Genomic DNA, 15119 nt, shown 5'->3' with positions numbered 1-15119 from the left:
CTTTTCATTTAATTTCCTTGCAATATTATCTAAAAAGAGTTTTTAGAATTATAAAAAACTCTTTTTAGATAGTTTTAATAGATAGAGCATATGCTCTATCTATTTTCTTCTCTAATCTCTTTTACTGCTTGAACCATATTTTTTAAACTTGGAACTACTTCTTCCCATTTTCTAGTTTTTAATCCACAATCAGGATTTATCCACAGTTGTTCTTTTGGAAGAACTTCAAGTAAAAGTTTGATTTGTTTTTTTAACTCCTCTACACTTGGAATTCTAGGACTATGAATATCATAAACTCCAGGTCCTACTTCTTGTTTATATCCTACTTCTTTAAATATTTTTAATAACTCATTTCCACTTCTTGCAGTTTCAATTGATATAACATCTGCATCCATATCTTCGATAGTTTTAATAATGTCATTAAATTCACTATAACACATGTGTGTATGAATTTGAGTTTGAGGATATGCACTACTAACTGAGATTTTAAAATCTCTTGTTGCCCAAGATTCATAATCTTTTATATTCTCATTTCTTAAAGGATATCCCTCTTTAAATGCAGCTTCATCAACTTGAATTATCTTAATACCACTTTTTTGTAAATCATCTATTTCATCACTTAAAGCAACAGCAATTTGTTTTGAAACTTCATCTCTTGGTTTATCATCTCTAACAAAAGACCAGTTTAAAATAGTAACTGGACCTGTTAACATACCTTTCATGATTTTATCTGTTTTACTTTGTGCATAAGTAATCCAATCAACAGTCATTGCTTTTGGTCTTGAGATATCTCCATAAATAAATGGTGGCTTTACGCATCTACTTCCATAAGATTGAACCCAACCATTTTGTGAAAACCCATAACCTTTTAGTTGCTCTCCAAAGTATTCAACCATATCATTTCTTTCTGGTTCTCCATGAACTAAAACTTCTATTCCACACTCTTCTTGAAAAGCAATACACTCATCAATATATTGTTTCATTTGTTTTTCATAATCTTCTTTTGAAATTTCATTATTTTTAAAATCTCTTCTTGCTTTTCTAATCTCTAGCGTTTGAGGAAAAGAACCGATAGTTGTTGTTGCTAAGTCTTCATATTTTAAAAGCTCTTTTTGTATTTTGATTCTTTGCTTAAAATCTTTTTCCCTTGAAAGTTTAGTAAAAGTTTCAACTCTTTGTTTTACTTTTTTATCATGAATAACAGTTGAAGTTTTTCTACTTTTATTTGTTTTTATATTTTTTTCTAAATCTTCTGTTTCTATCTCATTTAAACTATTTTTACCGTGAAAAAACAGTTTTGAAATCAAATAAATTTCATCAAGTTTTTCTTCTGCGTAACTTAACCAAGATTTTATCTTTTTATCTAGTTTTTCTTCATATCGTAGTGTAAATGGTGTGTGAAGTAATGAACAAGATGAAGAGATTAAGATATCTTCTTTTTTAACTTCTTGAGAAATCTTTTTTAATATTGAAATGGTTTTTTCAATATCATTTTTCCATATATTTCTTCCATCAACTACTCCTGCAATAAGTTTTTTATCACTTTTTGCAATTAAATTTAAACTATTAAAGTTTTTCTTTCCATATAGAAAATCTAAGGCTAAAGCATAAATAGGAGTGTTTACTAAAATTTTAGTAGCCTCATTAGAGTGTTCAAAATATGTTGCAACAACGATTTTGATATTTTCACTTACACTTGCTAATTTGTCATAAGTTGGTTTGATTAAGCTTAATATTTTTTGCTCATTATCTTTTACAAAAATAGGCTCATCAATCTGTACTATAATTTCATCATCAAGTTTTGAAATTTCTTTTAAAAGCTCTTCATAAATAGGTAAAATTTTAGAGTGAAATTCATAAGTATCACCTCTATCAACTCTTTTTGAAAGACCTAAAAATGTAATTGGTCCAATAAGATTGATTTTTGTTTTTACTCCGTACTCTTTTGCTTCTTTATATTCATTTAATATTTTTGAAGCATTTAATTTATACTCATCTTCTGTTGAGAGTTCAGGAACTATATAGTGATAGTTTGTATTAAACCATTTCGTCATTTCCATTGCTACACTAGTTTTATTCCCTCTTGCCATAGAGAAATATAACTCTTCATTTTCTAAGTTTTTAAATCTTTTTGGAATAGCATTTAATAAAATACAAGTATCCAAAACATTGTCATAAAATGAAAAGTCATTTGATGAAATATATTTTATTCCTGCATCTTTTTGATACTTCCAGTGTCTTCTTTTTAAAATACTTGCAACTTCTTTTACTTCTTCAAAGGAACAATTCTTTGACCAATATTTTTCTAATATTTTTTTTAATTCTCTTTGTTCTCCAATTCTTGGAAAACCTATTACATATGATTTTGACATTATTTTAACCTTAAAAATTGTCCCAAAATTGGTGCCTAAAAAAATAATCAATTTTTTAAGGGTACCTTAGGAAGGGACCTATAATTATCTGTCTTCTTTTTAAAGTAATTTATAAAAAATTACAAAAGAAGCCTGTTGTAACTCTCTGTGAGAAAAACTAAAGAGAATAACGAGTTATTCTTTTTCTGCATAACTTAATTATTTATATTTTAAGATTGTTAATGGTGGATGTACCCCTGTTCGTCTAAACGCAAAGAACTTGCAATAAAAAGGGCAACGAGGTATGAATTTGAAAAGAGAGACTGCTAATTTTGTTTTTCTTTTAAAAAAACAATCACAGTGACAAGGTTTACTATTATTTATTTGTAAACATAAGGTGACTTCTTCTAGTGGAGGGTCATTTTCATCAAACTCATCATTTTCAGAAGATAGTTTTTTCTGTAATGTATGTTTTGCCTTTATTACAAGATTTTGCAATTTTGATTCAACAGTATAAGCTAAAATGCTAGCAAATGTAAAATAGTTTTTTCCAAAACCTTTAGGCGCTTTCACTTTTATTTCTCCTTTATAAATTTGAAATTGAAAGTTATCTAATATAAGCTTAATTTTCATATTAAAAAAAAAGTTAAATAGTTTAAATGAAAATAGGTTAATATTTCAAAAAATATTTAAGGTCAATTTTTGAAATTTACTTTTGTAACTTTGTTTCCTAATTTAATAGAACCATATTTTTATGATTCAATATTAAAAAGGGCAATAGAATCAAACTTTATATCTTATGAGTTTTATAATCCTAGAGATTTTACTACAAATAAACATTTAAAAGTAGATAAACAAATGATTGGTGGTGGAGCTGGAATGCTAATGACTCCTCAACCACTTTTTGATTGTTTAGATGAAATTAAAAGAAAAAATCCTAATGCTTATATTATATTTCCCCTTGCTGCTGCAAAACCTTTTAAGCAAAACGATGCAAAAAGATTAGCAAAAAAAGAAAATATAGTTTTTGTTTCAGGAAGATACGAAGGTATTGATGAAAGAGTTATTGAAAAGTATGCAAATGAAGTATTTTCAATTGGAGAGTTTATTTTAACTGGTGGAGAACTACCATCTTTAGTTATGGCTGATGCAATTTCAAGAAATGTTAATGGAGTCCTTGGTAATGCCGATTCTTTAGTTGAAGAGAGTTACGAAAATAATCTTTTAGAAGCACCTTCTTTTACTAAACCAGAAAATTTTCAAAATTTAAGCGTCGTTAAAGAATTCTTAAAGGGAAACCATAGTAAAATTGCCACCTTAAAATATAACTTGGCTATGTGCAAGACAAAATACTTTAGACCAAGTTTAGTAAAAAATAAAAAAACAAAATAAAAGCGTGATACCCCGCGTCTTGCAAATGGCGGGCACTTTCACCAAAGGGAACACATGAAAAATAGATACATTGCAAGCTTTGAAGCAGCGCAAATTTCGGAAAAAGAAATTCCACAGTTTAGAGCTGGTGATTCAGTAAGACTTGGTGTTGAGATTAAAGAAGGTGAGAAAAAAAGAGTTCAAACTTTCGAAGGTGTTGTAATTGCTAGACAAGGTAACGGTGTTGATGCAACATTTACTGTAAGAAAAATTGGAGCTAACTCTGTTGGTGTTGAGAGAATCTTCCCATTATACTCTGAGTCTTTAAAGTCATTTGAAGTAACAAGAAGAGGTAAAGTAAGAAGAGCTAAGTTACATTATCTTAGAGGACTTACTGGTAAAAAAGCTAAAATTAAAGAACTTAGAAAATAATTTTAGTAAAAAGACTAAGACTTTTGTCTTAGTCTTACTTTATTTTAAAATACTACTTCAACTTTGCTTTATTTTTTAAAGCGTAATTCTTATTAAACTTTTTTAATTTCAAATACCAATGAAAAAATGAAAAGTAATTTTCGTCACTATTTCAATACTTTTTTTTGTTATACTCATTTAAGTTTTTTTCAAGGACCTATAAATGAAGAATTTAACAATTAATACAAAGTTAATGATACTTATTATTGGGAGTTTAATTTCACTTTCAATAGTTATGTTATCAATTAGTACAAATGAAAGTATTAAGCATTCAAAAAAAGAGAAGCTTACTCAATTAAAGTCTATTGCTGAGGCAAAAAAACAACATCTTTCTCAATATTTTAATACCATTGATGGGTTAATAGTTTCTACAGCAAACTCAGCTTCAACGCAAGAAGCATTTAAAAACTTTGTTAGAGGATTTTATACAATCTCTAATCAATCAAGTGCTGAAGTAGATATGGCTAAAGTAAAAGAAGAGATTATTAATCATTATGAGAAATTTTATTTAAACAAAATAAATTTTGAAGTACCAAATGTAGAATCTAAAAAGCCTACTGTAGATTATTTGCCAAAAGATGAAAATGGTCTTTTAGCACAATATATGTATATTATAAAAAATGAGGCAGCAATTGGTGAAAAAAATAAATTAACTCAATCAAATACTTTTTTTAATAACTATGCTTTTGCCCATGTTAGATTTCATGAAACCTTTAATACTATTTTAAATAAATTCTCTTTATATGATATTTTCTTAGTGGATATGAATGGTACAGTAATATACAGTACCTTTAAAGAAAAAGATTATGCAACAAATTTGAAAAGTGGACCTTATTCAAAAAGTGGCTTAGCTTTAGTTAATGAAAAATCATATGGACTAAAAAAAGGCGAAGTTGCATTTTCTGATTTTAAACCCTATGAACCAAGTTATAATACTCCAGCTTCTTTTATTGCAACACCTGTATTTAATGATCAAAAAAGAAGAGTGGGAAATTTAATAATGCAGTTTCCTATCAATGTGATTAACAGTATTATGAATTTTGGTGATAAGTATGAAAAAGCAGGACTTGGAAAAACAGGAAATGCATATTTAGTTGGAAAAGATTACAAAATGAGAAATGACCATAGGTTTCTTAAAAATATTGACAACCCTTATGTTAAAAGTTCTGGTACAACAATTGCCACTTATGAAATTAAAACAGGTTCAACAAAAGCTGCATTAGAAAATAAAACTGGAGCTCATATAATTGACAATGAAAAAGGTGAAAAAGTTCTTAGTGCTTATACTGGATTTAAGATATTTGATGAGCAGTGGGGAATTATAGCTGAACTTAATAATGATGAAGCATTAGAGGATATTGTTAAGTTAAATATGATTTTAGGAACAATCTCATTTTTTATGTTAATTGTTATTATAATAGTTTCGGTTCTTATTTTGAGAAATTCTATTATAAAACCAATAAGAAAATTTGAAAACGGACTTATGCAATTTTTTAAATATCTAAATAATGAAACAAAAGAAGTTATTTATTTAGATGATTCAAAGCAAGATGAAATAGGAAAGATGTCAAAGGTTGTAAATGAAAATATTCATAAGATAAAAGATGAATTTGAAAAAGATAAACAGCTTATAGGTGAAACTGTAAGTGTATTATCTGAATTTGAAAGGGGAGATTTATCTAAAAGAATAACTTTAGATTCTTCAAATCCTTCTTTAAATGAATTAAAAAATGTGATAAATAATATGGGAGTTCATTTAGAAGCAAATATTAAAAATATTTTGAATGTATTAGAAACTTATTCAAGTTATAATTATATGCAAAAAGTTGATTCAAAAGGACTAAAAAAACATCTTTTAGCATTAGCAGATGGTGTAAACTCTTTAGGAACTTCAATTACTGAGATGTTAGTGGAAAATAAAACTTATGGAATGCAATTAGATTATAGTTCTGATGTTTTATTAGATAGTGTTAAAGTTTTAACAAACAATTCAAATGATGCAGCAGCTTCAATTGAAGAAACTTCTGCAGCAATAGAGCAAATAAATGGAAATTTAATCTCAAGTAATGAAAATGTTAAGAAGATGTCAAATTATGCTCAAGAGGTGACTAATTCTGTTAATGAAGGTCAAAAATTAGCAAATAAAACTACTTTAGCAATGGATGAGATAAATAGTCAGGTTAGTGCTATTAATGAAGCTATTACAGTGATTGATCAAATAGCTTTCCAAACAAATATTCTTTCACTTAATGCAGCTGTTGAAGCCGCAACAGCTGGAGAAGCTGGTAAAGGATTTACTGTTGTTGCTGGAGAAGTAAGAAACCTAGCAGCAAGAAGTGCAGAAGCTGCAAAAGAGATTAAAACCTTAGTTGAAAATGCTAATTTAAAAGCCAATGAAGGTAAAAATATTGCTGATACTATGATTGGTGGATATTCTGTTTTAAGTGAAAATATTACTAATACTATAGAATTAATTGAAGCAGTTTCTACTGCCTCAAAAGAACAACAAGAGGGTATCTCTCAAATAAATGAAAGTATAGCAAGGCTTGATAAACAAACACAAGAGAATGCTTCAATTGCACAAGATACAAATGAAGTTGCCCTTGAAACTGATGTAATATCAAAAACAATAGTAAAAAAAGCAAATGAAAAAGAGTTTAAAGGCAAAAATGATATAAAAATTGAAAAGGAAACTTTAAAATCTACAAAAAAAGCAAATGTAGAAACTAAAGAAGTGATTCCTTCAAAAAAAGCTTCTTTTAAATCTAATAGTAAAAATGACGATGATTGGGAAGCTTTTTAAGATAGTATTTTCATAGAATACAAAATAGATAAATTAACTATAGTTTTGTTAAACTCACAAAAATTAAATAAGGTGATAGATGCTACATGATATAGTTGATTTTATTGTGCAAACTGTTGGAGACTTAGGTTATATTGGAATATTTATAATGATGTTTTTAGAAAGTTCATTTTTCCCTTTTCCTAGTGAAGTAGTTATGATTCCAGCTGGATACTTAGTTTATAATGGTGAAATGAATATGTTTGCAGCAATTTTTGCAGGTATTGCAGGTAGCTTAGCAGGAGCACTATTTAACTATTTTTTAGCAATAAAATATGGAAGAGCTTTTTTAATAAGATATGGAAAATACTTTTTTATTAGTGCCGATACTATTGTCAAAGTAGAGCTTTTCTTTAAAGACCATGGGCATATCTCAACTTTTTCAGGAAGACTTATTCCAGCAGTAAGACAATACATCTCTTTCCCTGCTGGATTAGCAAGAATGAATCTTTTAACTTTTTCTATTTATACAAGCTTAGGTGCTGCTATTTGGGTTGTTATTTTAACAATGCTAGGATATTTCATAGGGGGCAATGAGGCTTTAATCAAAGAGTATTTAAGATATATTATTATTGCAATTTTAATAGGTCTTATAATAATGGCTTATTGGTATTATAAAAGAAGAAAAAAATAAAAAAGAGGCTTTAAGATGAAAAGCTTTATTATTAAAAATTGGAATAAACTTCTATTATCTGTTTTTACAATAGGTGCAGTTATTATTGCAATAACTTTTTCTATTGATACATCAGCTAAAACTTTAGTTGATAACTCTTTTTCTCAAGCAATTATTGTTTTTGGTAGTGCAAAAGCTTTAAATGCAGTTATCTCTCTAGCACAAGGTACTGAGCTCTCACTCCCTTTTTTTGTAGTTGCTATTGGAGAAGTTCTCGATCCAATAAATGATTTAGTAGAACAATTTTCTCTTGTCATGCTTGCTAGTATGACATCCCTTGGAATTCAAAAAATCTTTTTAAATTTTGTGACTAATGAAATATATAATTATTTGCTATTTGTATTAGTAATTATTTTAAATCTATGGTTATATAAAAGATTTAGAAATGATCATAAACTAAGAGACATCTTCTTTAAAGTAGTATTTGTATTACTATTTTTACGTTTTGCAATTCCAATGATAAGTTATGTAAATGATATTTCATATAATTATTTTGTAAAAGAAGAGTACAATATTGAAAGACTTAATGAAAATATTGTAAAAGTTAAAGAAGATGTAAGTAGGGTTAATCAAGAAACTTTACAAGCAAAAAAAGAGATTTCTTTCTTTGATAAGGTAGTAGAAAAATTTGATAGTGAATATTATACTAAAAAGATTGAAGAATATACCGTAGCCGTTGATAATTCAAGTGAGTATATTATTGATTTGATTATAGTTTTTATTTTTCAAACTATATTTTTGCCTATTTTATTTTTATTTATTTTATATGGGTTTATAAAATCTATTTTTAATATGAAAAAGGCCTAATTATTTAAATAATAGGCCTATTATATCTCATAAATACAAGGGAAGGAATAGCTAAGCCAAAGCCAATTCCACTTAAAATAATAACTGCTTTTAAGCCATTATCAATAAACATAGTAATTAGTTCAGGTGAAACTCCTTGAGCATTCATTTGAAGTAAGTTTATAATAGCTGTAAAAGCATATGTTCCAGGAAGTAAAGGAATTATAGAAGCAATAGTATAAACAGGTCTTGGAACTATATATTTTCTTGACCAATATAAAGCAATAACTCCAATTAATGTTGAAGCTAAAAAAGTAGCAAGTTCAATTGGCATATTTAAATGCATAAGAGCATACCTAGTAGTATATCCAACTGCTCCACCAATTGCACAATAAACTAATGCATTTCTTGGAACATTAAAAACCATTGCAAAGCCAACAGCAGGGATTGCTGAAAAAATAGCATTTAAGATGTATGTAGCTAATAAACTATCCATTACCAACCTCTCATGCTAAGAAGTGCAAAGGCTAAGATAATACCTATAGAAGTAGCAATACTTAGTAAAAGTGCTTGCATCCAACGACCCCAACCCATAGAAAGATATCCTTTTACTGCATCTAAAACTGAGTTTACAAAAGGAAACCCAGGAGCTAGTAAAATAATACTAGAAGTCATAACAATATTTGGTGTTGAACTTAATTCAAATATTTGTGAAGTACTAGCTATTAGTGTTGCCACAAAAGCAGTAAGTCCAAAACTAATAATTAAGACAAACTGTTTTTTAGCCATAACATGTCTTACATACATACCAACACTAGCTGCTACAAATGTGATTAAAAAACCATTTAAATCTGCTCCATAAAGATAAGAAAAAGAAGCACATGATAATCCGACCATAAAAACAACTAGCCACCTATTATAGTGATTTGGTTGAATCTCTTTTATTGTAGTAAAAACATAATCAACGTCTTTTTTATATTTTTCAACATCAATACACATCTTTTGAACATCACAAACAATAGACATATTTATTGGTTTGTGGTGGGCTCTTCTTGTAGTAGTTACTGATTGTGTTTGATTATTGCTTAGTGTACTTAAAACAATAGCTGAAGGAATAAGTGATACTTCAACAGAGTCAACTCCTAAAGCTTTTCCTATTCTTTGTGCTGTATCTTCAATAAGTTTGCTTTCTGCTCCAAATTCAAGCATTAAAACAGCTGCTTTTATTATGGCTCTTGTAATTTTTGTTTGTTCTTCGTATGTAATATTATTCATCTAATTTTAGTTTTAAAATTTTTCCCTTATCATCTGCAATATAAAGATTCCCTTTTTTATCAAAAGTTATTCCTTCTTGTGCATACTTTTTTGATAACTTATACTCTTTTACTACTTTTTTTGAATTTATATCATATTTAATTAACAAATTGGCATCATCGCTTACTAAATATAAAAAATCATTGTAAAAGCAAAGTCCTGCAATATCTTTATATCCATGGTCTATTATATCTTTTATTTTTAGTTTTTTATTACTTTTGTTGTCTAAAATAACAACAACTGATGAGTCTTCTTTCGGGTATGGTTTATTAGATTGGTTTGAAACATAGATTTTATTTTTATAAAGAGTAATTCCTTCGATTCCATTTTTACCCCTTTTAAGTACTTTTACACCTTTATAGGTGTCTTTTATCTTAATTTTTTTGATTATTGAAAAGTCTTTTTTATTTAAAAAAATGATTTCATCATCTTCTTCATTTGCAAGTAGTAATATATTTTTTTTCTCATCTAGAGTTATACCTTCTAAATCATAATCACCTAATTTTTTTTCTCTTTTTATTTTTCCTTTTAAAGATAATTCATAAATAGTACCTTCATCATTTACTACAAAAAGGGTATTTGATTTTTTGCTATAAACTATACCTGAGGCTTCTGGAATTTTTGCTATTGTTTTTTCTTTTGCATAAAGGTTTGCACAAAACATAGCAAGTATTAAAAATAAAAAGAGGTTTTTCATATTTTTTATTGCCTTATTTTTTGGAATTTTATATTAATTTTTATAACGAATGAATTAAACCTAGTAAAATCAAATTTAACTGTTACCTTTTATAATACCATAAATAAGGCATTGCATAAATGTAATATTGTCTTAAGGTATGTTTTAGTTATAAACATTAGTATATATACTATAATAATAAAAGAATATTTTATTTTTTGGATTTTACTATGCAAGAATATTTAACAAATACAATAAATACTTTTAATGAAGATTCTAAAATTAACAAAATTGTTTATAATATTATTACTGTTATTAAAACAACACATGATTATGAGTCTGCAATAAATCTTATAAAACAAAACAATATAAAACTTGAAGATATTGTTTCAAGAAGTATAAGATTACCTCTTGCTGATTTAATTCATCTAGCAGATTTAATGATTTTAAAAAAGGGTAATAAGTAATGAATGAAGTAATTAGTAAAATTGTTTATCTTATAAAAAAAGAGGTAAACTTTGATGAAGCTGCTAATTTAATGATTCAAAATAACTTAACAATTGAAAAGCTTTCTCAACAAACTTTAAAACTATCTCAATTAGACCTAGCAAGATTAGCTGATAAAATATTACAAAAAAAGTAAGCTAAGAGAAAATTAATCTCTTAGTTCACTTAGTCTTTTTAAAAGATATTCTAATTCAGCTCTTTTTTCAACTTTTTCATGAACCTTTTCTTCTAGAAAGTCCACAACACTTTTATGAAGTTTAACTTTTGAAAGTCTATTAATATTTGTGATTCCTCCTGGATTTAAGACATTTACTTCTAAAATCTTATCTCCAATCATATCTAAACCTGCAAAATATATACCATCAGAAAGAAGTTTCTTTCCAATCTTATTACAGATAGTTTTTTGAGATTCTGTTAAAGTATATTTATGAGCACTTCCTCCTGTTTGGATATTTGCTCTTACTTCACCATGTGCAGGTTTTCTATGATATGCTCCTATTGCTTTACCATTTAGCATCATTACTCTTACATCACCATCTTCAGCACCATGAATATACTCTTGTAAAATAACATAGTTTTCACCTGAGCTATCTATATAAAAATCAAGTAAAGAGTTGATATTTGATTTCGCATTTTTTTCTAAAACGATAACACCTCTACCACCTGAACCATCGAGGGGTTTTAAAATCATTTTCTCTTCTTGTGATTCTTCAATGATTTTTTTAATATATTTTTTACTTCCTGAAACATGAGTTTTAGGTAAATAACTATTTGTTGGATCATGAAAAGTTGTTGTATATAGTTTGTTGTTTGCTTTTCTAATACCATCTACATCATTAATAATTATTGTTTCATCTTTTACCGAATCTAAAAAGTTAAATGCAATAGGTGAAATAGGTGGGTCTTTTCTTATCATAATACAATCAAAAGCATGTAATGCTTTTAGCTTAACTTGGAATTCACATTTTTTATAAAATGATGTTACTGAATCTGGAATCTTACCTTCAAATACAATAGTTTTAGCAAAACCATGAACGATATTATTTCTTACGGTTAAATCGTTAGTATAAAGTATAGATACTTTGTGTCCTCTTTGCATACACTCTTTAATAATCGCAAGAGTAGTACTTTTTACTGGTTCAATATTGTTCCAATGTTCAATAATAAACGCAACATGCATTTTTTTATCCTTTGTAAAAATTAATCTATAATTATACTCTATGTTAGCTATTTTTCAGGAAAGATAATTTTGAAATCGGCTCCAAAATATGTGTTATTATTTAAAATAAATTGCTCATTTGATAATTTGATTGTTCCATGTAGATGTTTTGTAATAATTTGAGAAGACATATAAAGACCTATTCCTGTTCCTTGGCTTTTATGTTTTGTTGTGAAATAAGGTTCAAATATTCTTGTTTGAAGTTTTTTAGGAACTCCTCCTGCACTATCTTTGATAGATATAACTATGTTATTATTCTCTTTATAGACTAAAATATATAACTGTTTGTCTTCAATATCGTTTTGATTTAATGCATCAATTGCATTATTAAATATATTTAATAAAACTTGCGTTAACTCACCTTCTAAAGTTGTAATACTAATATTATCAATTTTTTTAGTTAAATTTATTTTTGATGACTTGATTTTTGAAGTGATTAGATGTAATGATTTATCAATACAAGATGTTATGTCAAAAAGAGTTTTTTCTTTATTTGGATTAAAAAAGTTTCTAAAATCATCAATTGTTTTAGATAAATATTGGGTATGCTCATTGATTGCTCTTACATTTTCTATCAATTGTTCTTTTGGTAGTTCATTATCTATTTCAAGGTTTAGTTGCATCCCTGTAGAAACAGTAGAAATAACAGAAAGAGGTTGCCTCCATTGGTGGGCAATATTTTCTAACATCTCACCCATTGCTGCCATTTTTGATTGTTGAGCTAAGATTGTATCTTTTTCTCTTTTTTCAAGTTCAAGTTCTTTTATTTTTGTTATATCTAAAATAGTTCCAATTATTAGAAGTGGATTATTTTTTTCATCAAACTTAGTAATTTTTGAAGTGATTTGTAAGTATTTAATTGTTTTTTTGTTAATTATTATTCTAAACTCATTTACAAACTTATTTTTAGTGGAAACTAATTTATTAAGATGACTTTTAACAATTTTCTTATCATCTTCATGGACATAAGATAATAATAAATCAATAGTAGGTTTTATTTGATTTGGATATAAGCCAAACATTTTAAAGTGTTCATTACTCCAATATAACTCATCTTTTTTTATTTCATATTGAAAACTTCCCAAATGTGCAATTTTTTGTGCTTCATCTAGAAGATAATTGGCTCTTTTTAATTCTTTTGTTTTATCTTCTATTTTCCTTTCAAGGGATTCATTAAGTTGTTTTAATTCCTTTGTTCTTTCTTCAACTTTTTCTTTTAAAAGTTTATTTTTTGTTATATTTGATTGATTCTTATATATAAGGATTATAACAATCGCAAAAATTATAAATAATGCAATCCATAGTTGGTTATAGTTAAAATTATCTTCAAATTGAATATTATCCCATCTATTAATTATAGTTTCAACTTTTTGGGGATCTAAAGAGTTAATTGCTTTATTTAATGCACTATGTAAAAGAGGGTAATCTTTTCTTATCATTATTCTTAGCTCAAAACTTAAATCTGTATTTCCTGTTATTTTAAGAGATTCAAAACCTAGTTTTTCAATATTATATGTAAGAGTTGGCTTAATATCAATATATGCAAAAGCATTTTCATTTTCAACAGCAATAAGCCCTTCTTTTGCATTTTTCACCAATAATAAATTTAGATGTGGGTACTTTTCTTTTAGTAATTTATGAGTAGTAAAATTTTCTCCTACTGCAATTTTCTTGTTTTCAATTTGTTTTATATTTTCAATAAAGTTTTCATCTTTTAATGTAACTATAGAAATAGGAAAAGAGACATAAGGTTTAGTAAAAGTGGCATACTCTTCTCTATCTTTTGTTTTTCCTGTACTAAAAATAATATCTTGTTGTTTTTCTTTTATGCTTTTTAGTTGTTTTGTGAAACTGTTAAAAAAAGTATATTTTGTGTTTAAGTTTAATTTTTTTTCTAAAAGTTGCCATATTTCAGAAGAGATTCCTACAGGAGTATTCTCTTTTGCTTTAAATATAAAAGGTCTCCAATCTCTTGTGATAGAAACATTTAATTTTGTATTTTTTATAAAATCTAGTTCTTCTTTTGTTAGATTTACATCTTTTATCTGATTATAAAATTTAAAGTTTTCATTTATGATCCATTTGCTTTCAATATCATAAAGTTCTTCTTTTGATAATTTACTAAAGCCTTTATTAAATATATCAATTAAGCTATTTTCTCGCGCAATAGCTTGTATATTTGATAATTTAGAAAGTAGTTCAATGGATTTTATTTTGTGGAATTGTCTTTTTTGTAGAGTATAAAATTCCACAGCGATTTTATCATCATATAAAAGGTCAATTTTTTTCGAAATCAAATCTTTTACTGCATTATCATAATCTTCATAGACAATAGTCATTGAGTTTGGGAAATTTCTTTTCATATCTTCTTCATAATCATTTCCTATTATTCCAATTATATATGAAGCATCTTTTTCAAAACTCTTACTGTTGTCTTTGTGGGTAAAAAGAGCAGTTTTACTTTTATAGAAAGGTTTTGAGCCTTTCATCCAAGTTTCATAAACCTCTGTTCCTAAAAAAAAATCTACTTTTTCATTCTTTACTAAATTAATTGAATTTTGCCAGAGTTTACCATTTATAAATTTTATATTATAGTTGTTTTTTTCTGCCCAAAGCTTCCAATAATCTATCAATAGTCCTTGGGGTTGTTTATTTTCTATATATGAAAAAGGTGCATAGTTTGGGTCAAAAGAGATAGTGAAACTTTTTTTAAGTGGTTGTGCCCATAAAAAGCATGAAAACAAGAAAAGAGTAAATACTGTTTTAAATCTCAACATTTTTAATCCACTGTAATTTATGTGAAAGTATTATATCAGAAAAAGATAACTAACTAATAAATGCTTGTTTACAAAATAGTATTATTTTATATTCAATAGATACTAAATATCCTTTGTATATAATATATTCAA

14 protein-coding genes are annotated in these 15119 nt (G+C 26.9%); 7 read left to right on the top strand and 7 right to left on the bottom strand.

Features of this window, described 5'->3' with window-relative positions; translation table 11 throughout:
* Window positions 1-95: 95 nt before the first annotated feature.
* Window positions 96-2372 carry a 5-methyltetrahydropteroyltriglutamate--homocysteine S-methyltransferase gene (gene metE, locus CRV01_RS12550; protein ID WP_129008594.1) on the bottom strand — a complete coding sequence of 759 codons (2277 nt, stop codon included), beginning with the start codon at window positions 2370-2372 and terminating at the stop codon, window positions 96-98.
* A 198-nt stretch (window positions 2373-2570) separates the two neighbouring features.
* Window positions 2571-2924: a hypothetical protein gene (locus CRV01_RS12545; RefSeq protein WP_129008592.1), complete on the bottom strand. Its 354-nt coding sequence runs from the start codon at window positions 2922-2924 to the stop codon at window positions 2571-2573.
* A 129-nt stretch (window positions 2925-3053) separates the two neighbouring features.
* Here CRV01_RS12545 and trmD point away from each other — a divergent pair, with 129 nt between their 5' ends.
* From trmD to CRV01_RS12520, 5 genes are all read left to right on the top strand, one after another.
* Window positions 3054-3743: a tRNA (guanosine(37)-N1)-methyltransferase TrmD gene (gene trmD / locus CRV01_RS12540; protein ID WP_129008590.1), complete on the top strand. Its 690-nt coding sequence runs from the start codon at window positions 3054-3056 to the stop codon at window positions 3741-3743.
* A 54-nt stretch (window positions 3744-3797) separates the two neighbouring features.
* Window positions 3798-4154, top strand: a complete 357-nt coding sequence (gene rplS / locus CRV01_RS12535; RefSeq protein ID WP_129008588.1) for a 50S ribosomal protein L19 — start codon at window positions 3798-3800, stop codon at window positions 4152-4154.
* A gap of 202 nt (window positions 4155-4356) precedes the next feature.
* Entirely contained in the window at window positions 4357-6996 is a 2640-nt protein-coding gene (locus CRV01_RS12530) for a methyl-accepting chemotaxis protein (protein WP_258238411.1), read from the top strand.
* A gap of 79 nt (window positions 6997-7075) precedes the next feature.
* The gene (locus CRV01_RS12525; RefSeq protein WP_129008586.1) at window positions 7076-7669 is read left to right on the top strand and encodes a DedA family protein; all 594 of its coding nucleotides are present in this window, start codon (window positions 7076-7078) and stop codon (window positions 7667-7669) included.
* 15 nt (window positions 7670-7684) lie between these two features.
* A complete protein-coding gene (locus CRV01_RS12520; RefSeq protein WP_129008584.1) occupies window positions 7685-8515 on the top strand; it encodes a hypothetical protein in 831 nt (276 codons plus the stop codon).
* A gap of 4 nt (window positions 8516-8519) precedes the next feature.
* Here the strand turns inward: CRV01_RS12520 and CRV01_RS12515 are convergent, their stop codons facing one another.
* From CRV01_RS12515 to CRV01_RS12505, 3 genes are read right to left on the bottom strand one after another with little or no spacing between them, the layout of a single operon-like run.
* On the bottom strand, window positions 8520-8990 hold the full coding sequence (locus tag CRV01_RS12515) for a threonine/serine exporter family protein (protein WP_129008582.1): 471 nt from the start codon (window positions 8988-8990) through the stop codon (window positions 8520-8522).
* Entirely contained in the window at window positions 8990-9769 is a 780-nt protein-coding gene (locus CRV01_RS12510) for a threonine/serine exporter ThrE family protein (RefSeq protein ID WP_129008580.1), read from the bottom strand. The genes CRV01_RS12515 and CRV01_RS12510 overlap by 1 nt, the downstream gene beginning before the upstream one ends.
* On the bottom strand, window positions 9762-10505 hold the full coding sequence (locus CRV01_RS12505) for an SdiA-regulated domain-containing protein (RefSeq protein WP_129008578.1): 744 nt from the start codon (window positions 10503-10505) through the stop codon (window positions 9762-9764). Before CRV01_RS12505 ends, CRV01_RS12510 begins: the two co-directional genes overlap by 8 nt.
* 209 nt (window positions 10506-10714) lie before the next feature.
* On the opposite strand from CRV01_RS12505, the gene CRV01_RS12500 reads away from it, so the two are divergent.
* Both CRV01_RS12500 and CRV01_RS13765 read left to right on the top strand, forming a co-directional pair.
* Window positions 10715-10951: a hypothetical protein gene (locus tag CRV01_RS12500; protein ID WP_129008576.1), complete on the top strand. Its 237-nt coding sequence runs from the start codon at window positions 10715-10717 to the stop codon at window positions 10949-10951.
* Complete coding sequence (locus CRV01_RS13765) at window positions 10951-11127, top strand: hypothetical protein (RefSeq protein WP_164970063.1); 177 nt, start codon at window positions 10951-10953, stop codon at window positions 11125-11127. The genes CRV01_RS12500 and CRV01_RS13765 overlap by 1 nt, the downstream gene beginning before the upstream one ends.
* Window positions 11128-11139: 12 nt before the next feature.
* On the opposite strand, the gene gshB is transcribed toward CRV01_RS13765, so the two are convergent.
* Entirely contained in the window at window positions 11140-12171 is a 1032-nt protein-coding gene (gshB, locus tag CRV01_RS12495) for a glutathione synthase (protein WP_129008574.1), read from the bottom strand.
* A 47-nt stretch (window positions 12172-12218) separates the two neighbouring features.
* A complete protein-coding gene (locus CRV01_RS12490) occupies window positions 12219-14987 on the bottom strand; it encodes a transporter substrate-binding domain-containing protein (RefSeq protein ID WP_129008572.1) in 2769 nt (922 codons plus the stop codon).
* Between the last annotated feature and the right edge of the window lie 132 nt (window positions 14988-15119).

It is taken from the genome of Arcobacter sp. CECT 8983, assembly GCF_004118855.1.
In the GTDB taxonomy this organism is placed as follows: Bacteria; Campylobacterota; Campylobacteria; order Campylobacterales; family Arcobacteraceae; genus Halarcobacter.
The sequence above is the reverse complement of the archived record's forward strand: the minus strand, read 5'-3'. Positions and strand labels throughout refer to the sequence as shown.

Bases quoted from the DNA above. Each gene is read 5' to 3' on its own strand.
- metE (WP_129008594.1), bottom strand. From the start codon at position 2,372: ATGTCAAAATCATATGTAATAGGTTTTCCAAGAATTGGAGAACAAAGA.
- rplS (WP_129008588.1), top strand. From the start codon at position 3,798: ATGAAAAATAGATACATTGCAAGCTTTGAAGCAGCGCAAATTTCGGAA.
- CRV01_RS12530 (WP_258238411.1), top strand. From the start codon at position 4,357: ATGAAGAATTTAACAATTAATACAAAGTTAATGATACTTATTATTGGG.
- CRV01_RS12525 (WP_129008586.1), top strand. From the start codon at position 7,076: ATGCTACATGATATAGTTGATTTTATTGTGCAAACTGTTGGAGACTTA.
- CRV01_RS12520 (WP_129008584.1), top strand. From the start codon at position 7,685: ATGAAAAGCTTTATTATTAAAAATTGGAATAAACTTCTATTATCTGTT.
- CRV01_RS12515 (WP_129008582.1), bottom strand. From the start codon at position 8,990: ATGGATAGTTTATTAGCTACATACATCTTAAATGCTATTTTTTCAGCA.
- CRV01_RS12510 (WP_129008580.1), bottom strand. From the start codon at position 9,769: ATGAATAATATTACATACGAAGAACAAACAAAAATTACAAGAGCCATA.
- CRV01_RS12505 (WP_129008578.1), bottom strand. From the start codon at position 10,505: ATGAAAAACCTCTTTTTATTTTTAATACTTGCTATGTTTTGTGCAAAC.
- CRV01_RS12500 (WP_129008576.1), top strand. From the start codon at position 10,715: ATGCAAGAATATTTAACAAATACAATAAATACTTTTAATGAAGATTCT.
- CRV01_RS13765 (WP_164970063.1), top strand. From the start codon at position 10,951: ATGAATGAAGTAATTAGTAAAATTGTTTATCTTATAAAAAAAGAGGTA.
- gshB (WP_129008574.1), bottom strand. From the start codon at position 12,171: ATGCATGTTGCGTTTATTATTGAACATTGGAACAATATTGAACCAGTA.
- CRV01_RS12490 (WP_129008572.1), bottom strand. From the start codon at position 14,987: ATGTTGAGATTTAAAACAGTATTTACTCTTTTCTTGTTTTCATGCTTT.